Consider the following 22437-nt stretch of genomic DNA (forward strand, 5'->3'; position numbering starts at 1 on the left):
TTTTATATATCTAAATATGCTCCTTGATTCAATAAATTCTCTTGAAGTTCTTTAATATCTATATCTTTTACATTTTTATTATTTTTAATTGCTAAGGATGCTGCTATCCCACCAGCATGTCCAATAGCTCCAACTGTAGGCGTTGTCCTTATTGCAGCTTGAGCTTCAAAAGTCGCTGATATACATCTTCCAACAACAATTAAGTTCTCTATCTTCTCACTTACTAAGCTTCTATATGGTATTCCGTAATATTCTCCCCACTTTAGATGCCCATGAGATGTTCCTTCTCCATCTGGACTATGAATATCAATTGGATAACCAGAGTGAGCTATAACATCTTGAAACTTCTTTTGTTCTAGTAAGTCTTCAGCTGTTATTGTGTATATACCTTGTATTTGCCTTGATCCTCTTACTCCAATTGATGGTCCTGTTGAAACAACCACTGCATTTTCAAAACCTTTAATTCTCTTTTTTAAGAATAATTCTAATTCCCTACATTGTTTTCTTCCTTCTATTTCGGCTTTAGTTAAACTCCAAGCATCTGTTCCATCACAACCTAAAATCCTAGTTGTATTTATTATTACCTCACCTGGGTTATTTGTTTCAAAGAAAAGTACATCTTCTCTTTTAATAGATATCTCTTTATTTTTTTTACCTTCTTCGAATTCTTTTACAAACCCTATTACTGATAACCTTGATACCTTGTCCATCAATGAAACATCTCTATGAATTCTAGTAAAATTCTCAGGATTATTTTTTATATATTCCTTAATTTCTTCCATATTAACATTTCTCATCTTCATCTTTAATGTCATAGGTTGAGCGGCTCCATCACTTTCTCTTCCTTTTTTACAAGGAACTCCAGACAAATATGCTAGGTCTCCATCACCAGTTGCATCTATGAATACTTTAGCACTAAGTAAACTTTTACCTGACTTATTACATACTTCTATACTCTCAATCTTTTTTTCATATACGTTTACATCTGTGAGCATAGTGTGATATAGAACTTCTCCTCCACTTTCTAATAACATACATTCTAACTCATATTTCATACCCTCCGAGTCATAAGGTGTTACTGTATAAGTGTAAGTTGTAGAATCAATTATATGTCCCTGTGATTTTCCTGCTTTCTTCATTCTTTCAATTAACTCATCAGTAATCCCTTTAATAACTTGTTTTTCTCCTGCATGAAAAGTCATCATTGGTCCTACTCCACAAGAAGTTAATGCTCCTCCTAAAAACCCTGTTCCTTCAATTATAAGTACTTTTTCTCCCATTCTAGCTGCGGCTATAGCTGCAACTGAACCAGAAATTCCACCACCTACAATAACTAAATCATAGTTTTTCATTTAGTCTCTCCCTTCAACAAAATTTATGATATCGTTTTAATACTACATTTTTAATTTACCACACGCATTCTTTCTTGTAAATAGTTTTTAAAAATAATTTTCATTATTTTCGTTTATTTTGGATAAAATTTTCTCAATCCTCCTTTTTAGATTCAAAATAAAAATCTCCATGAGTATATTTCATGAAGATTTTTATTAATATTCAATACTTATTCTTTCTAATTCACTGTACTTTTCAACCAGTTTAATAAACTCCTCTTTATAATTTAAACTAAAGAAGAATCTTTTAGGTATAATGATTACCCCTATAGCCTCTCTATAAATATATATCTTTTCTTTTGTTTCAACGATTTTTTTTATTGCTGTCCAGTGACTTTCATATATGCCAGTTTTATTATTTTCAAATACTCCTTCAGAACGTATTAATATTTTATGATTCCCAAATAAATACTCCTGTTTTCCTCTATTAATCATTCTTTCTAATCTTATTTTAAGCATGGCTTCAAAAAATTTTGGATAAAAAATAACCCAAACCAAATATATAATTATAAATACAATAAGCCATATCTCAAAAGATATTGTACTTATCTTTCTTCCTACAAATGGCGCAACTAAAAAAATTAGTGATATTATATATCTTTGTATAAACAGTAATTTCTTCATTGTACTTGATGCCATTAAACTAAAGAGGTCATACTCTATATAATCTTTTTTTGAAAGTTCATATTCTAGTTCAAACATAAATTATTTCCTTTCAATTAACTTATTAAAAGTGCAGGTAACTTTTTATTACCTGCAAACTTAATTAATTCATTAACTCCAAAAACTCTTTGTTTTTCATCGATACTTCAGAATATATATTTTTTTTATATATTTCATCTCCAACTTTTGATTTTATGCTTATATATCCTAGATAGTCATCTTTCATTATTTTTTTAGTTGGAGTTATAAGAACCATTTCGGATTCTATTCCATCTTTAGGGGCCATAATACTAATCTTGTCATCTTTAACTAAATCGAGAAATTTGCTATTTTTATCCTTAAAATAATCATGAACATTAACCGAATAATCAGAATAATTTTCTTTTACATATTCAAATAATTTAGTACTTTCTCTCCATCTTTCTGGGCAGTTTAAAACAACAGTAATTATATCTCTGTCTTGATACCTAAAGGAAGATACTAAACATTTGCCTGCTCCACCTGTATATCCTGTTTTAACTCCATTAGCTTCCGGAACTTGAAAAAGCATTTTATTTATATTGTTGTAGTCTCTTGTGAAGTTATATTTACCTCTAGATATTTCTCTTGTTCCTACTATTTCTCTAAAAATATCATTTTCCATAGCTTTTTTAGTAGCAATGGCTAAATCATAGGCTGTAGAATAATGATTTTCTGTATCTAAACCATGGGGAGAGTTAAAAGAACTATTAATTAGTCCTATATTTCTTGAACATTCATTCATCTGTTTATAAAAATTTTCTTTAGTTCCCCCTATTCCTTCGGCTATTGCAATAGCAGCATCATTGCCTGACTTATACATAAGTCCATATAAAAGCTCTCTTAAAGCTATTTCTTCGCCTTCTCTATAACCTACCGTTGAGCCATTAATGGTTGCAGAACTTTTGCTTATTTTAAATTTTTCATCTACACTTCCTCTATTTAAGGCTACTAATGAAGTAACAATTTTAGTTGTACTAGCCATAGGTACTATTTCATGGGCATTTTTTGCATATAATATTACGCCACTTTTACCATCTATAGCTACAGCTGCCTTTGCGTCAATTGATATTTTTTTTGTTTTTGCTTGTGTTGCAGTTGTTATCATAAATAAAAAACAAATAAACAACAATGATATTTTTTTTGCCATAAAATCACCTCATTTTATAGTGTGTATTATTATTTAAATTTAATTCAATTAATAAATGTTTAATTTTAACACTTATGGATAAACTTAAAGATATAGTTAATGAGGTGATTTACTTGTATATAATATTTGTTCTTGTTATTCTTATTTTTATCCCTTTTCCTATAAAATTTTCACTTTATGTTAATAATAAGGTAATTAAAATTTATTTATATAATAAAGAGATAAAAATAAAAAAATCTGATAAGAAAAAAAAGGCTCCAAAGAAAAAGAAAAACTATAGTTTTATTTTTAATTGGAAAAAATTTTTGCATATAATAAAACATTCTAAATTTAAGCCTAGATTATCTTACAAGTATAAACTTCTTTACGATACCTCTGATGCTTATTACACAGCAATTTTAAATGGATATTTAAATATATTATCAAGTTCACTTCATCATTTATTATTATGGTTTTTTAAAATTAAGAAATTTAATATACAGGTAAATCCTTTATTTAAAAATGAATTTAACATTGAATTTCAATTTAAAGGAATAATTTATATAAATTTTGTAAAACTAATCATTATTGCTATTAATTTATTAAAATGCATAAAAAAGGAGGTGTCCCCTTTAAGGGAGGCATATGAACAATGATAATCATCCTATAGAAAATTTAATGAAATGTACCATGGAAAATTTAAAAGAAATGATTGATGTTAACACTGTAATAGGTGATGCTATTGAAACAAAAGACGGTAGCTGCATAATACCTATATCTAAGGTTAGTGTGGGATTTGCATCTGGTGGAAGTGAATTTGGAACTGAAAAAATAGCCAGTGAGAAAGATCAACGTTATCCTTTTGGTGGTGGTTCTGGTGCTGGTGTATCAGTAAAACCTGTAGCTTTTTTAGTAATGCGTGATAATTCTGTTAGATTATTACCTGTTGATGCAAATAATACTTATGATAGAATTGTTGATACTATCCCTCAAGTCATAGAAATGATTAAAAACAAGTTATCTAAAGACTCTGAGGAAGATGGTCCTACTAAAGTTAATGTCAATGTAGAATAACTAAAAAACCAGAGTTTAAAGATTATTCTTCAAACTCTGGCTCTTCTTTTTGTTCTTCTGTATTAAATAAGTCAAGAGAAGGTAGCTCTTTTAGGGTTTCTAAACCGAAAGCCCTTAAAAACTCTTCTGTAGTTCCAAAAAGTATCGGTCTTCCTGGAACCTCTAATCTACCTATTTCTTTTATAAGGTTTCTTTCTAATAATCTATGAAGAGCTGAATCACTTTTTACTCCTCTTATATCATCAATATCTACTCTTGTGATAGGTTGTCTATACGCTATTATAGCTAAACTTTCTAAAGAAGCTTGCGATAGAGATTGTCTCACATTTTTCTTAAGTAATTTCTGTATATAATCACTATTATGTGACTTAGTAACAAATTGATATCCACCTTCAATGGAGATTAACTTAATCCCTCTGGATTTATCATTATCAAGTTCTTTTTCCATTTCTTTAATCAAATCCAAACACTCTTCTTCAGAGCATTCTAAAATAGCCCCAATGTCTTTTATTTTTAATGGTTCTCCAGCTACAAATAACAAGCTTTCAATTATAGATTTTAACGATTCTTTTTTAGAAACTTCAGTAAATTCATATTGATTAATATCTAATTTACTCATCTAGCTCAATCCTTTCAACATAAATTTCTTCAAAACTATTTTCTTGTAATACTTTTACTTGCTTGTCTTTAATAAGTTCTAATAAAGCTAAAAATGTAACTATAGTTTCTATTTTGCTTTCACATTCACTTATTATATCGTTGAACTTGTACACTTTTTTATTACCTAACAATTCTTTTATGTACACTATCTTATCCTCAACTCTATATCTATCCATTTCAATAGTTTTGCTCATATTACTTACATTAGATTCGTTCATCTTATTTTTCATCTGTTCAATAAGGTTATTATATATGTTATATAGATCTAACATAGTAATATTTTTAAATATGTCTTCATTATTTTTATCAGTTTTGGGTTCTTCAATTATTTCAGGTTTCTTCGAAAAGACAACCCCATTATATAAACTTTTTTCTTTTAAAAATTCAGCTGCACCCTTAAACTTTCTGTATCTTATAAGCTTTTCCACAAGGGAAAGTTCAGGATTTTCATCCTCTTCTTCATTTTTTATTTTAGGAAGTAAGGTTTTAGATTTAATCTCCAGTAACGTGGATGCCATTACAATAAACTCTGAAGTTATCTCTAAGTCTAATTCCTTCATTGTTTTTAAATGTTCTAGATATTGATTAGTAATTTCAAAAATCCTAATATTATATATGTCCATTTTATTTTTTCTTATTAGGTGTAATAATAAATCAAATGGTCCTTCAAAGTTTTCTATTTTTATCTTCATAATATCCATAATAATTACTCTCCTGCATTTTATAGCACATTTATAATAATATCAATGAGCGTAACTTAGTTCAAGAAAAAAGTCACGCTCATTAATAATTATATATTTAAACTCCACCTTTAAAAAGGTTCCTAAAGTTGTATTTTAGATTATCTATAAATCCACCTTTTTTAACATCTCTATCTGCATATAGTTCAACTTCTGCTATTTTTTGTTCTCCTAAGTAGTATTCACATACCCCTATTTTTTCACCTTTAACGTATGATCTTCTACTTTCATCTAAAGAAATCTTTTGTTCAACGCTATCTCCTGAACCTCTAGGGAATACTAATACCACTTCTTCTTTAGCTTTTGCAATAAAGAATTTATCTTCGCTCTTATTAAGCGGTACTTTAACTACATCTGCATCCTTATCTAAAATCTTTTTACCTTCAAATTTAGAGAAACCAAAATTTAATAATAATGATGCATCTCTATTTCTTATTTTATATGTAGGTGCTCCCATAATTACACTTAACATTCTTACACCTTCTCTAGTTGCTGTAGCAGATATACAATATTTAGCTTCCTCAGTATATCCAGTTTTTAGTCCATCACAGCCCTTAAAGAATCTTACTAACTTATTATGATTAACTAATTCAATTGGTGCTTTTCTTCCTTCTGATATAGTCTCCACATAAGTGCCTGTATATTTTAGTATAGTTGGGTGTTTTAATAGTTCTCTAGACATTATTGATATATCATATGCTGAGGATAAATGACCTTCTGCTGGCAAACCAGTACAGTTTTTGAAGGTAGTATCCTTCATTCCAAGTTCTTGTGCTCTTTTGTTCATTAATTCAACAAAAGCTTCTTGTGTTCCTGCAAGATATTCTCCCATAGCAACTGCTGCATCATTACCTGAGGCAATAGCTATACCTTTTAATATCTCTTCTACAGTTCTTATCTCTCCTATATCTAATAGCATAGTGCTTCCGCCCATTTTTTTTGCATTTTCTGATGCTGTTATTTTATCATCAATTTTTATTTTTCCTGAGTCAACAGCCTCCATAGCTAAAAGCATAGTCATTATTTTTGTAACTGATGCAGGTGCAAATTTCTCATGGGAATTTTTTTCATACACTATTGTACCGCTTTTAGCCTCCATAAGTAATGCACTCTTTGCTTCAACCTCTATTCCTCCATTGGTGCCCGCGTCTTCCGCTTTAACTCTTAAGCTTGTGCTTCCTAGTGAAAATATACTTGTAATTAATAATATTTTTGCTATAAGTTTTTTATCAAATTTCATCATTTGTACTCCTCCTTTCAGAAATATCTTTACCAAAATAAAAAAAAACATACAAAAATAAGACTCTTTAACATCTTATTTTTGTATGTAATATTCATCCAAAAATCACATCATTATCTACATTACTATATCATGGATATATTGTATAGTATTGCATTTATCACTAATGTAGAATGCCTCTTCAGCTACTTTTTTTGCATCTTCGCAAACCTCCAAATTAGTGTGGAGAGTACATATAGCTTCACCTACTTTTACCTTATCTCCAACCTTTTTGTTTAGGGTGATTCCAGCTGCAAAATCTATACTATCTTCTTTAGTTTTTCTTCCAGCTCCAAGTAGCATAGCAGCAATACCTATCTTTTCTGCTTCTATATGAGAAACATATCCATCTTCATTTGCTTTAACTTCTATATGATATTTAGCTTTAGGAAGTAAATCCACATTTTCAACAACTTCAGAGTTCCCACCTTGAATCTTAACAAACTCCTTTAGCTTTTCTATAGCTTTTCCTGACCTTATTATACTTTCTAAGTTTTTATAAGCTTCCTCAAATTCATTAAATGCTCCACCTAATACAGCCATGTGAGATGCAATGGTTAAGGCTACAGTAGTTTCATCCTCTGATCCATGCCCCTTTAAAACTTCTATAGCTTCTCTAATTTCATTAGCATTACCAACTTCATGGCCTAAAGGATTATTCATATCTGTAATTATAGCAACGGTTTTTCTATTTAGCATATTACCTATGTCTACCATAGTTCTAGCTAATTCTCTAGCCTCGTCTACTGTCTTCATAAAAGCTCCATCTCCAACTTTTACATCTAAAACAATAGCATCAGCTCCAGAAGCTATTTTTTTACTCATTATTGAACTTGCAATAAGTGGTATACTATCTACTGTTGCTGTAACGTCTCTTAATGCATATATCTTTTTATCTGCTGGAGTTAAATTTCCTGACTGACCTACTATTGCCATTTTATACTTGTTTACATTGTTTATAAACTCTTCACTAGTTAACTCTGTCTTAAATCCTTCTATAGATTCTAATTTATCTATAGTCCCGCCTGTATGCCCTAATCCTCTTCCTGACATTTTAGCTACAGGTATACCTAATGAAGCTACTAGTGGTATAACTATTAAGCTAATTTTATCTCCAACACCACCTGTTGAATGCTTATCTACTTTTATTCCTTCAATAGCTGATAAATCCACTTGATCTCCTGAATTAACAAAAGATAAGGTCATATTGGATATTTCTTCTTTATTCATACCCTTAAAATATACCGCCATTAAAAATGCTGACATTTGATAATCTGGAATTTCACCTTTAGTATAACCTTGAACAGCAAAATCAATTTCTAATGCTGTTAAAGCTTCACCTTGTTTTTTCTTCTGAATAATATCTACCATTCTCATTTTATATACCTCCGCTTTAAGTTTTCCACTATCCATCTTTTTTATCCTTTTGGATAATTGTTTAAGTATATTTTTAAATTTGTGTAATCGCTCACACATTATTTTTTTTTAAAGGGACACAATTAAGGTCCCTAATTAAGCTCTTGGATGAGATCTCTTATAGATTACATTTAATCTATCAGAGTTTATTATTTCATAGTAAGTATCCATATATGTTAAAACTTGATTCCCCAATAACTTTTGAACAGCTCTAACATTTGCTCCATTTTCCAATAAATGAACTGCAAAAGAATGCCTGAAAGTATTAAGATTAACACTTTTCCTAATTCCTGCTCTTTCACAATAAGATTTTACTATTCTCCAAACTCCTTGCCTTGTTAACTTATTTCCATTTAAATTAATAAATAAATACGGAGATGTAAGGTATCCAACCCTATCTCTTTCTGATAAGTATTCGTTTAAAGCTCTAACTGCCGAACTTCCTATAGGAATCAATCTATCTGTTCTTTTATTATCTTTACATGCAACAAAGGACATCTCTGTATTAATATCTTGAATTTTTAATGCCGTTAATTCACTTACCTTCATACCAGTAGCATACATAATCTCAAGTAAAGCCTTGTCTCTTACTCCTTTAAGACTATCTTTGTCTACAATATTGATTATCCTATCAATTTCATCTACTGTCAATATCTCCGGTATTTTTTTAGATAAATTTGAAGTTTTGTAGGTTATTTCTGGTACTTCTTTAATAAGTGCTTTTTTCTTTAAAAATCCATAAAAATTTCTAATAGAAATAATTATCCTGTTGACACTTCTTTCGCTTTTTCCTTGACTAATTAAATACTTAATGTATTCACTGATACAGTCTTTATCAGATTCTAGAATTTCAATTTTTTTCGTATTTAATAAAAATTTACTATATAATGTTATATCTGTAACATAGGCTAATACTGTATTTTTACTTTTTGAGCTATCATATAAATATTCCTCATAACTTTTTAGTATCTCCTTCATTTTTCTCTCCCATAAAATTACTTAATAAAACCATTCAAAGAACTGTTAAAGATAGATTGTAGTAATAATAAATCTTATTATACTCGGACTTATAAAGGCTTCTATAAAAATTCCTATACCCAATAATATGGAAAATATTATCAATATATTCCCAAACTCCGCTATATCTATAGATATTTTTTTATTTTTTGTAAATTTACTTTTAAATTTATCAAATGACATACTAAAACATATAGTACTTAAAAGTATTAAGCAGGGTATAATGAAAATGTTTTGAGGAATTATTGCGGCTAAGGCTAGTCCAATACCTTTATATTCATATGTTGTAAGTAAAAAAGAAAAAGTAAAACCTATAGAATATCCTTTCCATAAATCTATTAATAATATAAAAGGAAAACCAAAAATAAAGATTCCTAATAAAATTATTGCTATAAAAAGAATCGCATTGTTTTTTATTGATGAAAACAATATGTCACTATGATTTATATTTTCATTCCCTAAATTTGTTGAAAAACTAGTAAAATAATTACTTAATTCTGATCTATTAAAATCTCCCATGTACTTTATGGTATATGCTCCCAAAACTATTCCTATTGAAAAGAAGAGAAATGTCATTAAGTAGGCCCCTTTATTTTTTCTCATACTTTCCTCAAACAAACTTTTAAACTTCATTCTTATATACCTCCTTGTTACCATAATTATCTTTATGATATAAGGAATATAATTATTCTTATAAAAAAAATAAACTGCCTTGAAATAGTAGATAAATACTATCTCAAGGCAGTTTTCTAAATTAAAACATATAATAGAGCTGATAATGTTTTACTATCATATATTTCTCCATTTAATATCAACTTCTTAATTTCTTCCATTGAAAACTTTTTAACATTTATAAATTCATCCTCATCTCCTTCTTTAATTCCTGTTTTAAGGTCTTTCGCTAAATAAATATGTATATACTCATCACAAAATCCAGGAGCCGTAACTATTTTTCCTAAAAATTTTATATTATCAGATTTAAATCCAGTTTCTTCTTCTAATTCTCTGACAACACTTTTTTCAGGAGATTCCCCCTTGTCTATTTTTCCTGCTGGTATTTCCAATGTAATTTTGTCTAATGCCTTCCTATATTGCTCAACAAACAATACTTTATTATCCTCTGTAATAGCTATTACCGCAACTGCTCCTGGATGTCTTATTACATCTCTATTAGCTGTATTTCCATCTGGTAATTCTACTTGTATCTTTTCATATATTAGAAAATCACCTTCATAAACGGTACTTTTCTTTAAAGTTTTTTCTACTAAGTTCATATGACACCTCTTAAAACATAGTTTATTAATATTTAGTATATTATACCAGAATAATCTCCCCTATTACATCCTTAAATGCTTTTCCCTCTATATTAAAATTTTCTATCATTTCCTCAAAAGAGTTAAACCTTTGTTCACTATAGTCAACATCTGTTTCATATACACTGTATTTATCTCCAAAATAACATATAGAATAATACTTATTATTATATCTAAAAATCACATCATTTTTTTCTATTTCGTTTTTTAATTTTTCTTTATTCATTGTAGTCCCCCTATTTTTATAAATAATAAATTCATTATTATATTTACCACTTTAAATAAAAATACCCCTATAATCTATAACTCTAATAGTAAAATAATATAAAAAAGATTGATATATTATTGTTTTTGTAATATATTTTGTTTAAGTAAATCTATTCATTAATAATTCTATGAATATATTAAATAACAGAAAATCATTAACAGTTATATATATTCATATGAAAAATTAGGGCATCAAATAAAAGATTAATGGGGGCAAAATATTATGAAGGAAATAGAAAGAGAAACTCTTGACCAGTATACAAATAAATATAGCAAAGTATGTAGTGAAACTAGTCTTATTGATATAAGCTTATATGAAAAATATGGGGTAAAAAGAGGGCTTAGAGATCAAAATGGAAAAGGTGTAGTTACTGGAATTACAAGTATATCTTCAATTAAATCTCATGAAGAAGTTAATGGAAAAAGCATTCCTTGTGAAGGGGAACTTCTTTATAGAGGTTATAATATCATAGATTTAATTAAGGGTTTTGTTAATGACAAGCGTTACGGTTTTGAAGAGACTACATATTTACTTTTATTTTCAAAACTTCCAACTGAAAGTGAGCTTACTGAGTTTAAAAGTGTATTAAATATTACAAGGGAGCTTCCTAAAAATTTTGTACGTGATGTAATTATGAAAGCACCAAGTAAAGATATCATGAATTCCTTAACTAAAAGTATTTTAACTCTTGCATCCTATGATGAAAATGTTTCTGATTTATCATTAGACAATGTTTTAAAACAATGTTTAATGCTTATAAGTATATTTCCTATGCTTGCAGTTTATGGATATCATGCCTATAACCACTATGAGGCTAAAGAAAGTTTTTATATTCATAGACCTGATGAAAATCTTTCAACAGCTGAAAATATACTAAGAATGCTAAGACCTGACACAAAATATACAGCCCTTGAAGCAAGTGTACTTGATACAGCCTTAATGCTTCATATGGAACATGGTGGCGGTAATAACTCCACTTTTACAACAAGAGTGGTTTCATCATCAGGTTCAGATACTTATTCAGTTATCTCAGCAGCTTTATCCTCTTTAAAAGGAGGTAAACATGGTGGAGCAAACATTAAGGTTGTAGAAATGATGGAGGATATTAAATCAAATGTTAATAATATAAATGATGAAGATCAAATAAGAGCTTATCTTAAAAAGATGCTTAATAAAGAAGTATTTGATAAAAGAGGTTTAATATATGGAATGGGACACGCTGTATATACAATCTCAGATCCAAGAGCAACTGTTTTCAAAGGTTTTGTAGAGAAACTTGCAATAGAAAAATCTAGAGATACTGATTTTAAACTATATTCAATCATAGAAAGACTTGCTCCTGAAGTAATAGCTGAAGAGCGTAATATCTATAAAGGAGTAAGTGCTAATGTAGATTTTTATAGCGGCTTTGTTTATAGTATGTTGGACATTCCTTTAGAGCTTTATACTCCAATTTTTGCAATGGCAAGAATTGTTGGATGGAGCGCTCATCGTCTTGAAGAACTTATAAATACAGATAAAATAATAAGACCTGCATACGAAAGTATAGTTACCGAAAAATTATATAAAGGTATTAATGAAAGATAAAAAATGAGGGCATACTAGATTTTTTTAAGTCTAGTATGCTCTCATTTTTCTCGCTTTCTCGCTTTCTCGCTTTCTCGCTTTCTCGCTTTCTCGCTTTCTCGCTTTCTCGCTTTCTCGCTTTCTCGCTTTCTTAGGGCAGTCTACTTTTTCTGTGACTTTTTTGCAAGCTTTTCTTAAAAAAAGTTTACTTTATTCTTAATATAAAAAAAGATTAGACTGGCGCTGCACTTCTATTCTGTAGAGACTTAAATGATTAGATTGAAGCTGAGGAGAGCTTCTACCGATTAGCGGTGCAAGTCTCGTTAGATTCCTTCTAAGTACGACACAACAACATAATGAAATTTTGACACTTTGACACTTTGACATAGGGTAGTCTACTTTTCTTCCTACTCATTATTCATCTTTTATAAAAAAGTATTCTTAAACTTCTAAAAGGATTAGATTTACTGTGCACTACTGCCCTGTAGAGGCTTCTTCTCAAATCTCATTAGATTCATATATACCAATATGGATTAGACTGACGCTACACTACTTCTCTGTAGAGACTTCTCCTCAAGTCTCATTAGATTCCTTTTTGCCAATATAAAAAAGGATTAGATTGAAGCTGAGGAAGAGATTGAATTTGATGAAGTTCTTCGAACTTCTACAGATCAGCAGTGCGTGTCTACCGAATAATAGTGCAATTCTTCAATTCGGATTTTCTCTTTTTAGTGATTTATTGTCATGATTTTTATAAAAAAGTTTAATTTATCTGTTATTAATTCTTTTTACCTCTATGCCTTAATGCTAGAATTCCTATAAAAAAAAGAGCCTATAACTTTAGACTCTTACTTTGTAATTGGATTATATTTTTCCCATAAACACTCTGTTATTTTCATTTCAGTAAATATAGATTTAAAAGAATTATTATTTGGAGAACATGCAAGTAAACCAATATTAATTTCATCTCCACCTTCGAACAAGTGAAAAATTCTCATTTGTTTAAAGTTTATACCATCAAATGAATGCTCAATACAATAATCACTTTCTCGTCGACTTATTCTATACCATACGCACTTTATTGATGAACTAATGTCGGTGGTTGCCCAATCAGAATATCCATGATTAGTTACTACGCTTCCGAGCCATGCAGTATTATTGTCGTGAAATTCTATCCCTGCTTTTACCCAATTATCACTATCCTGATAAATTGCAACTCCACTCTGGTCAAATAATGCTGTACTATTAAAATCAACCTTTACCGTAAAAGTAAAGTATTTTTCATCTGTTGTAACATAAAACACATGAGCATTATCATTTCTGAATCCATAATAAGTTCTTTGCCAAAAATCAGTATTAGGATCAGTTGTAATTTCAATTCTATCTTTTTCAATCACATAACTTTGAGGCTTATAAAACCATCTTGCCTCTTTAGTATTAAATTCAAACATATAAATCCTCCATACCTTTATAATACATAATAATTTGTAATTATTTATTTAATTATAAGTTACTGTGGATTACAAAACAATAAGTTTAAGTTTCATTTTCCATATACTTAAAACCTATTAAATACGTTAATTTGCTTTAAATTCATTATTTTAGTATTTTAATACTAATGCGTATATAAAACACTTGATTATATTCATCCAACAAAAAAAGAGTATAGATTAGTGAAATCTACACTCATGTATTTGTTGGCTTTATTATATTAAAATATTTATTGATTTTTTCACTAAACTTAAAACGCTTTTAGCCTAGTGTTATCTCTTTCAACTGACTTTATTTTTAAGCCTTAATTTATCAGCTACCATTGCTATAAATTCTGAGTTTGTTGGCTTGCCTTTATCATTGTGTATAGTATACCCAAATAACTTATTGATTGCTTCTACTTGACCTCTTCCCCAAGCTACTTCTATAGCATGTCTAATTGCTCTTTCAACTCTTGATGCAGTTGTATTGAACTTCTTAGCTATAGATGGGTATAATTCTTTAGTTACAGCTGATAGTAGTTCCATATCATTAACAACCATTGTTATAGCTTCTCTTAAATACATATAGCCTTTAATATGTGCTGGAACTCCTATTTCGTGTATGATATTAGTTATTTCAGTTTCTAAATCAATAGGTTCTCTTTTATTTTCTACCTTAATTTCTGGTGTTTCAATTAACGGAATTGATTTTTTTACTCCTTCTGCAGAAATAGTATTATTGAACATTTGTCTTATTCTCTTAGTAAATACATCCATGTCAAATGGTTTTACTACATAATAATCTGCACCTAAACTTATAGCTCTTTGAGTAATTTTATCTTGTCCTACTGCACTTAATACTATAATTCTTGGCATAGGATCAAGATTCATAGAACCTAATCTTTCTAAAACTCCAAGACCATCTAAATGAGGCATTATTATATCTAAAACAACTAAATCGGGCTGTTTTTCTTCAATCAATTTTAATGCTTCAATTCCATCTTTCGCTATACCCGTAACTATTATATCCCTTTGATTTAAAAGATAATCATTAAGAATGTTACAGAATTCTTTGTTGTCATCTGCTATTAAAACTGATATTTTTGAATTTTGCATAATCTTCTCCCCTTCACTTTGTACCATAATTTTACATTATTTCTATTCGACAAATCCACACCAATTCCTTCTAATTTGGTATAAAAAATAAAAAAAATCTTTTATCTCTTTTATTTATAAATAGATTATAACACATAAGAGTAAAATTTTAATATTTTTTATAAAAATATTACAAAAACCTCTCAAATAATTGAGAGGTTTTTGAATTATTTAATGATCTGCGCATCTTTTAACATCCACTCTATATATATGCCATATCCAACCTTAGGATTATTTATCAAAACATGCGTTACTGCACCTACTATTTTTCCATTTTGTATTATTGGTGAACCACTCATACCTTGAACTATACCACCTGTTTTATCTAATAGTTTTGGGTCTGTTACTTCAATAACCATGCTTTTAGGTCCAGCTTCATCCTGTGCAAGTAATTTTGTTATTTTAATGTCATAATATTGTGGTCCATTTTCATCAACAGTGGTTAATATTTGTGCTTTTCCTTCTTTTATTTCATCCCTAAAACCAACTTTTATGGGATTACTTCTTGGCTGATAATTCTCATTTAGTTTTCCAAAAATACCACAATACGTGTTTTGTGATATTAAGCCTAATGGAGATTCTTCATCTAAGAAAATTCCTCTTAGTTCTCCTGGAGATCCTTTTTCACTTTTTCTAACATTTATTATTGAAGACTTCACTAAGTCCCCTTTTTTTACTGTAATTAATGAATTAGTATCTCCATCAATTATCGCATGCCCTAATGCTCCATAATATCCTGTTTCTTTATGCGAAAAAGTTAATGTTCCTACTCCTGCTGTAGAGTCTCTCACCCATAATCCTATCTTGTATTTACCGTCTGTAGTAGCTTTGATTCTATTAAGTGTTTTAATTTCACTTTTACCATTTTTTGATACTTCAATCTTAATTTCATCACTTTTACTACTACTTACTTTTCTAACTAAATCCTGAGAATCTTCCACATCCTCATTATTGATTTTTAGTATTAAATCACCTATTTCTATACCTATTTCTTTTGCTGGAGATGAAATCTTTTTATCTTCTATCTGTATGTCTGAATATCCTACTACCAAAACTCCTTTAGATGATAATTTTATGCCAACTGGCGTTCCTCCAGGATATACCTCCAAATCTTTGACATTTTTAATATCTACACTTTTTACCGTAATCAAACCAAAAAGATTTATATTTAATTTGTTTGATTCAACTTTTTTAGAGTATATAGGTGAACTGGTTAATTTATAATCACCTATTTCTCCTGTAGATGTATATATATACTTTGGAGTTTTATTTGGTACAGTTATTCCTAATAAAAATAGAAGTATTAGGGGAGTTAAAATTAAAGCAGTAATTTTTATTTTTCTATTTTTCATTTTTTCTCCTCCTTTCGCCTCTATCTTTAAATTGCCCGTGTATACTTTACAATATCCTGTAATAACTTTGTTATTATAGACAATAATTTTAATAATATACCTTTATTTTTCTTTAAAACAAAAAAATAAAACCGATTTTACTTATCGATTTTATTTTGGCTATTTTTTCTATTTTTATTCTCTAATCTTTTTATATTTTCTTTAATTACGTTTGCTAATTTTATCATTTCTTTAGAATTTTCTAATGTAACATCTGTTATCCTAGCTCCACCTACCATTAATGCAATTTCTTTTGCTTTTTCCTCTTCGCTTAATATTTTTATTTTAGAAAGAGTTTTACCATCTCTTTCTTCTTTAGAAACAAAATAATGAGTGTCTGATAAGCATGCGATTTGTGGTAAATGAGTTATACATATAACTTGATGTTTAGTTGATATTTCAAAGATTTTTTCTCCAACAGATTGAGCTACTCTTCCACTTATTCCTGTATCAATTTCATCGAATATAACAGTTTCTATATTATCTTTATCTACAAATACTGTTTTTAGTGCTAACATTATTCTTGATAATTCTCCTCCAGAAACTATATTATCCAAAGCTCTTAAAGGTTCTCCTATATTCGTGGATACTACAAATAAAACCTTATCTTTTCCATTGTTATTAAAATCTGAATCTTCATCTATAGAAATTTTAAAAGTACACTTCTCTAATCCTAAATATCTTAATTCATTCATTATCTTATCTTGAAGATATGTACTTACTTTTATTCTTTCTTCTCTAATTTTTCTACAAATATTATTAAGAGAGATAATTATCTTGTCTTCCTCATTTTTTAACTTGTTTATAATTTCTTCTGAATTAATTATTTCATCATACTGAGACTTAATCTTCTCATAATACTCCAAAACTTCTTCTACACTCTGATTATTAGATGAATACTTCTTTTTATAGTTAGAAATTTTATATAATCTTTCGTTTATTTCAGCTAATTCAAATTCATCATAATTTATTGAATTTAATAATCTATTTATTTCTCTAGCAGCCTCTTCTAAGATATAAAAGGTTTCATTAAGACTACTATTTAATTCTTTAATCTCTGAAACAGTATTCTCAATTGATTCTAGGTATGCAACAACATTAGAAAGATTGTCTATTATAGTTCCTTCAGTATTAGAATCTTTTAATAAAACGTAAGATTTATTTAAAGCGCTAAGTATCTTTTCTGAATTAGATAATAATTCGAATCTTTCTCTAAGCTGTTCTTCTTCTCCTAGCTTTAAGTTCCCATCTTCTATATCTTTTATTTGAAATTTAAGATAATCTACAAACTTTTCTTTATCTTCTGAACCATTTAGTTCCTTAATTTTATTTCGTACAGATAATAGATTTTCTCTTACCAATCTATATTCTTCTAATAAATCTCTTAAATTTTTTTCTCCAAAACTATCTAAATAATTTATATGTTTACTTTTATCTAATAAATTTTGATTTTCATGTTGACCATGTATATCTACAAGTCTTTCAGTAATTTTTCTTAAAATAGTAATAGTAATACTTTTCCCATTTATTTTTATATTACTTCTACCATTTAAAAAAGTTTCTCTAGAGATTATAATAACATCCTCAACATCTATATCTAAATTTCTCAATATGTCATTTATATTTTTACTATTAACCGAAAATACAGCCTCAACATAGGCTTTAAAAGTTCCGGTTCTTATTATATCTCTTCCAACTTTCCCACCTAAAACATAGTTAATTGCTTCAATTAAAATAGATTTTCCAGCACCAGTTTCTCCAGATAAGATGTTGAATCCTTCATAAAAGTCCACAGTCATCTCTTCTATTAATGCGAAATTTTTTATATTTAATTGTAATAACATTTTAACCCACCTTATACGCTCTATTCATTTATCATCTTCCTAAGTTTACTTACAATTTCTTCTGCTTTTTCTATTCTTCTAACTAATATAAAAAAGGTATTGTCTCCCGCTATAGTTCCAGCTATATCATCTAAGTCCAAAGTATCTAAAGCCTCAGCTGCAGCTGCTGCAGATCCAGAAATAGTTTTTACAACTACAAATTTATCTACATTCTCAACATGTAATATTGAATTTTTTAGTATTGATGTTAGTTTATCGGAAATATTATATTTATCTGCTGCTGGAAGAGTGTACTTATATTTACCCGACTTTCCTTGAGCCTTTATTAATTTTAATAATTTTATATCTCTAGATACTGTTGCTTGCGTAACATCAAATCCAGAGCTTTTTAATTCTTCTGCAAGCTCTTCCTGAGTTTCAATATCTTTATCCTTAATTATTTGTAATATCTCATCATGTCTTTTAGATTTCATCATAATCACCTTCACAATCAATATTAGAGTTAAAAAGTTTTGTCCTAATTACTTTAAAGTAATCATAGTCATTAAGTAATAAAATTTTGCAGCTATTTTGTGCTTTACTTATTTCTACTACATCTTTTTTATCTAATTTTACTGCTTTTTGACCATCTATAGATAAGTATACCTCTTCCTCATAACTTTCACTTATTATTTTTATATTTGATTTACCTTCTAAAACCATTGTCTGCATATTTTTAGTGTGAGGACAAATAGGCGTTAAGAGAATAACATCTAAAGTTGGATAAATTAAAGGACCTCCAGCTGAAAAAGAGTATGCTGAGGAGCCAGTAGGTGAGGATATTATTATTCCATCGCCTTTAATAGATGTAAATTCCTTATCATCAACATATATAGTAAACTTACTCATACGCGATAAGGTTCCTCTAGCTATTACAAAATCATTTAATGCAACATTTTTCTTTTTAACACCTTCATTTATTACAGTTCCTTCTAACATCATTCTTTCTTGTATAAAGTAATCTCCCTTTTTTAGATCTAAAATCACCTTATCCAAATCTTCTATATCTGCCGACGTTAAAAATCCTAAATTCCCTATATTTATACCAAATATAGGACAATTAATATGTCCGTTTAATCTTCTAGAGGCTCCAATTAATGTTCCATCTCCACCTAAGACTATTAATAAATCAATGTCTTTTTCTATAGACTCTGCTATATCTTCGCAATTATAAACTACAGATATTTCACAATCAGAAAATGCATCTTCTAACTTCCCTAAAACAACTCTTAAGATCTCTCCACCTTTGTCTTTTGACGGATTAATTAATACTGATATCTTATCCATATATTCTCCAATCTTAAAATTATTATAGACTTTCATGTGCTTTATTAACTACTTCATCTATCATTTGCATTTTAAAATTAGTTTCTCTACTTAAATCTTTTGTAAAATATATCAAAAATTCCATATTGCCTTCCGGCCCCTTAATTGGAGAAAAACTTAAATCTAATATATTTATATTTTCTTTTATTAAATTTTCAACTATTTTATTTATTACTTCGATATGAGTGCTTTTTTCTCTCACCACACCTTTTTTACCAACTTTTTCTCTTCCAGCTTCAAACTGTGGTTTTATTAGAGATACAACTTCCCCTGATTCTTTTATTAATGATAATACAGCTGGCATTATTTTATTGATTGATATAAATGAAACATCTATAGATGCAAAATCAGCCTGCTCACCCAATTGTTCTTCAGTAACGTATCTTATATTGGTTCTCTCCATACATACTACTCTAGGATCAGTTCTTAACTTCCACGCAAATTGACCGTACCCAACATCAATTGAGAATACCTTATTAGCGCCATTTTGAAGCATACAGTCTGTAAATCCACCTGTAGAAGCTCCTATATCTAAGCATACTTTATCTTCTAATTCAATTTTAAACTCTTTTATGGCTTTTTCTAGTTTAAATCCACCTCTACTTACATAGGGAATTTTTTGCCCTTTAAATTCAATAGATGAAGTTATCTTTATTTTTTCTCCACACTTATCTACTCTTTGACCATCTACAAATATGTTCCCTGACATTATTTGAGCTTTAGCTTTTTCTCTTGATTCAAAAAAACCTTGTTCTACCAATAAAACATCTAATCTTTCTTTAGCTTCCGCCATAGTTAACTCCTTTAATTAATCTATAATTTCTATAACTTTATCTCTAATTCCTTTTCCGTCTAGTTTATTAATTTTATATAGAGTCTTTACATCTCCATGTTCTACAAATTCATCTTCATATCCTAGTTGAATAATGCTTTTTTTATAGTTACATTTATTTAAATAATAAAGAACAGAATCACCTAAACCGCCCTTTAAAATATTATCTTCAATAGTAATTATTTTATAATTATTTTTAATAAGGTAATCTATAAGCTCATAGTCTAAAGGCTTAATAAATGTTGCATTTATTATCATAGGGTTTATATTATCCTCTAATAATAACCTTTTCGCATTTAATGAATTAGTCACCATTTTACCTGTTGAGATTATAGCTACTTTTTCTCCATTATCAATTATCTCCCATTTACCTAAAACAATTTCCTTTAGTGGTTTTAAGTTATTGCTTTCATCCCCACCTCTAGGGTATCTAATAGCTATAGGTGTATTTTGATTTATTGACCATTTTAACATATTATATAACTCACCAGTACACTTAGGAGCCATTATGGTCATGTTAGGGATGTGAGATAGATATGATATATCAAATATGCCTTGATGTGTTTCTCCGTCTTCACCAACTAAACCTGCTCTATCAATAGCAAATATAACAGGTAAATTTTGAATGCAAACATCATGCAAAACTTGGTCATATGCTCTTTGTAAAAAAGTTGAGTATACGGCAAAAACCGGCTTTAATCCTTCAGCTGCCATTCCAGCAGCTAATGTAACTGCATGTTGTTCAGCTATTCCAACATCAAAAAATCTCTTTGGAAATAATCTAGAGTATTCTTTTAATCCTGTACCATCAGGCATGGCTGCTGTTATTGCTACAATATCTTCTCTCTCTTCTGAAAGCCTTACCATAGCATTTGAAAACGCTTTAGAATATGTAATTTCATTTGAACCATTTATTTCCCCATTTGTTGAGTTAAAAGGAGAAACACCATGATATTTATTGGGATTTTTTTCAGCAAACTCATATCCTTTACCTTTTTTAGTTATTGTATGTATAATTACTGGAGTATTTAATTCTTTAGCCTTAGATATAACAGAATTTAATTCTTTCAAATCATGTCCATCTATAGGGCCTAGATACTTCCATCCCATATCTTCAAAAAGCATTGATGGTACAACCAATTGTTTTACACTATCTTTGATTTTACTTAAAGATACAGCTATGTTTTTACCAATTTCAAAACTCTTAAGAGTATCATTTATCTCATTTTTTAATTTGTTATAACTTGGCTCCAAACGTAGCTTACTTAAATACGATGATAAGCCACCTACATTTTTATCTATACTCATACCATTATCATTAATGATTACAATTATATCTGTTTTGTTATCTCCAGCATCATTTAATGCTTCTAATGCCATTCCACCAGTAAGAGCACCATCACCAATTACTGCTACAACTTTATTCTTTTTACCTAAAACATCCCTAGCTCTTGCCATTCCTAATGCTGCTGAAATTGAAGTAGAAGAATGTCCTGTATCAAAAGAATCATATATACTTTCTCCTCTTTTAGGAAAACCACTAAGTCCATCAAAAGTTCTTAACTTATCAAATTTTTCTTTTCTACCAGTTAAAATTTTATGTACGTAAGATTGATGTCCTACATCCCAAATAAGCTTATCTTCTTCAAAATCAAAATTTTTAAATAAACTTAATGTAAGCTCAACTACACCTAGATTTGAGGCTAAATGTCCTCCTGTTTTTGACACCTTATCTATTAAAAACTCTCTTATTTCACTAGATAATACTTCTAACTGAGATTCATTTAATACTTTTACATCCTTAGGTTCATTTATTTCATCTAAAAATTTACCCATATTATCAT

At 28.9% G+C, this 22437-nt stretch carries 22 protein-coding genes; 3 read left to right on the plus strand and 19 right to left on the minus strand.

The window, feature by feature from the left end; genetic code table 11:
* Window positions 1–2: 2 nt before the first annotated feature.
* The 3 genes from B3N22_RS02865 to B3N22_RS02875 form a co-directional block, all read right to left on the minus strand.
* Complete coding sequence (locus B3N22_RS02865; protein WP_286904717.1) at window positions 3–1352, minus strand: FAD-dependent oxidoreductase; 1350 nt, start codon at window positions 1350–1352, stop codon at window positions 3–5.
* A gap of 195 nt (window positions 1353–1547) precedes the next feature.
* Entirely contained in the window at window positions 1548–2093 is a 546-nt protein-coding gene (locus B3N22_RS02870; protein ID WP_286904719.1) for a YcxB family protein, read from the minus strand.
* A gap of 64 nt (window positions 2094–2157) precedes the next feature.
* Window positions 2158–3222: a D-alanyl-D-alanine carboxypeptidase family protein gene (locus tag B3N22_RS02875; RefSeq protein WP_286904721.1), complete on the minus strand. Its 1065-nt coding sequence runs from the start codon at window positions 3220–3222 to the stop codon at window positions 2158–2160.
* 74 nt (window positions 3223–3296) lie between these two features.
* Here B3N22_RS02875 and B3N22_RS23685 point away from each other — a divergent pair, with 74 nt between their 5' ends.
* Window positions 3297–3857 (plus strand): DUF2953 domain-containing protein, encoded by a 561-nt coding sequence (locus B3N22_RS23685; RefSeq protein WP_414632215.1) that lies wholly within the window; start codon window positions 3297–3299, stop codon window positions 3855–3857.
* Window positions 3847–4275 carry a GerW family sporulation protein gene (gene ytfJ, locus B3N22_RS02880; RefSeq protein ID WP_286904723.1) on the plus strand — a complete coding sequence of 143 codons (429 nt, stop codon included), beginning with the start codon at window positions 3847–3849 and terminating at the stop codon, window positions 4273–4275. The genes B3N22_RS23685 and ytfJ overlap by 11 nt, the downstream gene beginning before the upstream one ends.
* A gap of 22 nt (window positions 4276–4297) precedes the next feature.
* On the opposite strand, the gene scpB is transcribed toward ytfJ, so the two are convergent.
* The 8 genes from scpB to B3N22_RS02920 form a co-directional block, all read right to left on the minus strand.
* Window positions 4298–4894, minus strand: coding sequence for an SMC-Scp complex subunit ScpB (scpB, locus tag B3N22_RS02885; protein ID WP_286904725.1), 597 nt, complete (start codon window positions 4892–4894; stop codon window positions 4298–4300).
* Window positions 4887–5636: a segregation/condensation protein A gene (locus B3N22_RS02890; protein ID WP_286904727.1), complete on the minus strand. Its 750-nt coding sequence runs from the start codon at window positions 5634–5636 to the stop codon at window positions 4887–4889. The genes scpB and B3N22_RS02890 overlap by 8 nt, the downstream gene beginning before the upstream one ends.
* A 97-nt stretch (window positions 5637–5733) precedes the next feature.
* Entirely contained in the window at window positions 5734–6918 is a 1185-nt protein-coding gene (locus B3N22_RS02895; RefSeq protein ID WP_286904729.1) for a D-alanyl-D-alanine carboxypeptidase family protein, read from the minus strand.
* Between the two features lie 114 nt (window positions 6919–7032).
* On the minus strand, window positions 7033–8331 hold the full coding sequence (locus B3N22_RS02900) for a pyrimidine-nucleoside phosphorylase (RefSeq protein ID WP_286904731.1): 1299 nt from the start codon (window positions 8329–8331) through the stop codon (window positions 7033–7035).
* 135 nt (window positions 8332–8466) lie between these two features.
* On the minus strand, window positions 8467–9348 hold the full coding sequence (locus B3N22_RS02905) for a tyrosine-type recombinase/integrase (protein ID WP_073019694.1): 882 nt from the start codon (window positions 9346–9348) through the stop codon (window positions 8467–8469).
* 45 nt (window positions 9349–9393) lie between these two features.
* A complete protein-coding gene (gene spoIIM / locus B3N22_RS02910; protein ID WP_073019696.1) occupies window positions 9394–10020 on the minus strand; it encodes a stage II sporulation protein M in 627 nt (208 codons plus the stop codon).
* A 116-nt stretch (window positions 10021–10136) separates the two neighbouring features.
* The gene (locus tag B3N22_RS02915; protein ID WP_286904736.1) at window positions 10137–10661 is read right to left on the minus strand and encodes an NUDIX hydrolase; all 525 of its coding nucleotides are present in this window, start codon (window positions 10659–10661) and stop codon (window positions 10137–10139) included.
* 40 nt (window positions 10662–10701) lie between these two features.
* On the minus strand, window positions 10702–10926 hold the full coding sequence (locus B3N22_RS02920; RefSeq protein WP_286904737.1) for a hypothetical protein: 225 nt from the start codon (window positions 10924–10926) through the stop codon (window positions 10702–10704).
* A 264-nt stretch (window positions 10927–11190) separates the two neighbouring features.
* Between B3N22_RS02920 and B3N22_RS02925 the strand changes: the two genes are divergently transcribed.
* The gene (locus B3N22_RS02925; protein WP_286904738.1) at window positions 11191–12555 is read left to right on the plus strand and encodes a citrate/2-methylcitrate synthase; all 1365 of its coding nucleotides are present in this window, start codon (window positions 11191–11193) and stop codon (window positions 12553–12555) included.
* Between the two features lie 827 nt (window positions 12556–13382).
* Here the strand turns inward: B3N22_RS02925 and B3N22_RS02930 are convergent.
* The 8 genes from B3N22_RS02930 to dxs all read right to left on the minus strand — a co-directional run bounded on the left by B3N22_RS02930 (window position 13383) and on the right by dxs (window position 22429).
* Entirely contained in the window at window positions 13383–13985 is a 603-nt protein-coding gene (locus tag B3N22_RS02930) for a DUF1349 domain-containing protein (protein WP_073019703.1), read from the minus strand.
* A gap of 321 nt (window positions 13986–14306) precedes the next feature.
* Window positions 14307–15122 (minus strand): sporulation transcription factor Spo0A, encoded by an 816-nt coding sequence (spo0A, locus tag B3N22_RS02935; protein ID WP_021801463.1) that lies wholly within the window; start codon window positions 15120–15122, stop codon window positions 14307–14309.
* A 206-nt stretch (window positions 15123–15328) separates the two neighbouring features.
* Window positions 15329–16513 carry a SpoIVB peptidase gene (spoIVB, locus tag B3N22_RS02940; protein ID WP_286904741.1) on the minus strand — a complete coding sequence of 395 codons (1185 nt, stop codon included), beginning with the start codon at window positions 16511–16513 and terminating at the stop codon, window positions 15329–15331.
* A gap of 137 nt (window positions 16514–16650) precedes the next feature.
* Window positions 16651–18396: a DNA repair protein RecN gene (gene recN, locus B3N22_RS02945; RefSeq protein ID WP_286904743.1), complete on the minus strand. Its 1746-nt coding sequence runs from the start codon at window positions 18394–18396 to the stop codon at window positions 16651–16653.
* 20 nt (window positions 18397–18416) lie between these two features.
* Window positions 18417–18869: an arginine repressor gene (locus B3N22_RS02950; protein ID WP_021801460.1), complete on the minus strand. Its 453-nt coding sequence runs from the start codon at window positions 18867–18869 to the stop codon at window positions 18417–18419.
* Window positions 18859–19722: an NAD(+)/NADH kinase gene (locus B3N22_RS02955; RefSeq protein ID WP_073019709.1), complete on the minus strand. Its 864-nt coding sequence runs from the start codon at window positions 19720–19722 to the stop codon at window positions 18859–18861. The genes B3N22_RS02950 and B3N22_RS02955 overlap by 11 nt, the downstream gene beginning before the upstream one ends.
* A gap of 22 nt (window positions 19723–19744) precedes the next feature.
* Entirely contained in the window at window positions 19745–20554 is an 810-nt protein-coding gene (locus tag B3N22_RS02960; protein WP_073019712.1) for a TlyA family RNA methyltransferase, read from the minus strand.
* 15 nt (window positions 20555–20569) lie between these two features.
* Complete coding sequence (gene dxs, locus B3N22_RS02965) at window positions 20570–22429, minus strand: 1-deoxy-D-xylulose-5-phosphate synthase (RefSeq protein WP_286904746.1); 1860 nt, start codon at window positions 22427–22429, stop codon at window positions 20570–20572.
* Between the last annotated feature and the right edge of the window lie 8 nt (window positions 22430–22437).

This window comes from Clostridium sp. UBA1652 (assembly GCF_002320975.1).
Lineage (GTDB): Bacteria > Bacillota > Clostridia > Clostridiales > Clostridiaceae > Clostridium_T > Clostridium_T intestinale.

Coding starts and splice junctions, on each gene's coding strand:
- scpB (WP_286904725.1), bottom strand. CDS start 4,894: ATGAGTAAATTAGATATTAATCAATATGAATTTACTGAAGTTTCTAAA.
- B3N22_RS02870 (WP_286904719.1), bottom strand. CDS start 2,093: ATGTTTGAACTAGAATATGAACTTTCAAAAAAAGATTATATAGAGTAT.
- B3N22_RS23685 (WP_414632215.1), top strand. CDS start 3,297: ATGGATAAACTTAAAGATATAGTTAATGAGGTGATTTACTTGTATATA.
- B3N22_RS02905 (WP_073019694.1), bottom strand. CDS start 9,348: ATGAAGGAGATACTAAAAAGTTATGAGGAATATTTATATGATAGCTCA.
- B3N22_RS02950 (WP_021801460.1), bottom strand. CDS start 18,869: ATGAAATCTAAAAGACATGATGAGATATTACAAATAATTAAGGATAAA.
- B3N22_RS02925 (WP_286904738.1), top strand. CDS start 11,191: ATGAAGGAAATAGAAAGAGAAACTCTTGACCAGTATACAAATAAATAT.
- B3N22_RS02865 (WP_286904717.1), bottom strand. CDS start 1,352: ATGAAAAACTATGATTTAGTTATTGTAGGTGGTGGAATTTCTGGTTCA.
- B3N22_RS02915 (WP_286904736.1), bottom strand. CDS start 10,661: ATGAACTTAGTAGAAAAAACTTTAAAGAAAAGTACCGTTTATGAAGGT.
- B3N22_RS02875 (WP_286904721.1), bottom strand. CDS start 3,222: ATGGCAAAAAAAATATCATTGTTGTTTATTTGTTTTTTATTTATGATA.
- dxs (WP_286904746.1), bottom strand. CDS start 22,429: ATGGGTAAATTTTTAGATGAAATAAATGAACCTAAGGATGTAAAAGTA.
- B3N22_RS02955 (WP_073019709.1), bottom strand. CDS start 19,722: ATGGATAAGATATCAGTATTAATTAATCCGTCAAAAGACAAAGGTGGA.
- B3N22_RS02895 (WP_286904729.1), bottom strand. CDS start 6,918: ATGATGAAATTTGATAAAAAACTTATAGCAAAAATATTATTAATTACA.
- B3N22_RS02930 (WP_073019703.1), bottom strand. CDS start 13,985: ATGTTTGAATTTAATACTAAAGAGGCAAGATGGTTTTATAAGCCTCAA.
- B3N22_RS02960 (WP_073019712.1), bottom strand. CDS start 20,554: ATGGCGGAAGCTAAAGAAAGATTAGATGTTTTATTGGTAGAACAAGGT.
- spo0A (WP_021801463.1), bottom strand. CDS start 15,122: ATGCAAAATTCAAAAATATCAGTTTTAATAGCAGATGACAACAAAGAA.
- spoIIM (WP_073019696.1), bottom strand. CDS start 10,020: ATGAAGTTTAAAAGTTTGTTTGAGGAAAGTATGAGAAAAAATAAAGGG.
- B3N22_RS02890 (WP_286904727.1), bottom strand. CDS start 5,636: ATGGATATTATGAAGATAAAAATAGAAAACTTTGAAGGACCATTTGAT.
- B3N22_RS02920 (WP_286904737.1), bottom strand. CDS start 10,926: ATGAATAAAGAAAAATTAAAAAACGAAATAGAAAAAAATGATGTGATT.
- ytfJ (WP_286904723.1), top strand. CDS start 3,847: ATGAACAATGATAATCATCCTATAGAAAATTTAATGAAATGTACCATG.
- B3N22_RS02900 (WP_286904731.1), bottom strand. CDS start 8,331: ATGAGAATGGTAGATATTATTCAGAAGAAAAAACAAGGTGAAGCTTTA.
- spoIVB (WP_286904741.1), bottom strand. CDS start 16,513: ATGAAAAATAGAAAAATAAAAATTACTGCTTTAATTTTAACTCCCCTA.
- recN (WP_286904743.1), bottom strand. CDS start 18,396: ATGTTATTACAATTAAATATAAAAAATTTCGCATTAATAGAAGAGATG.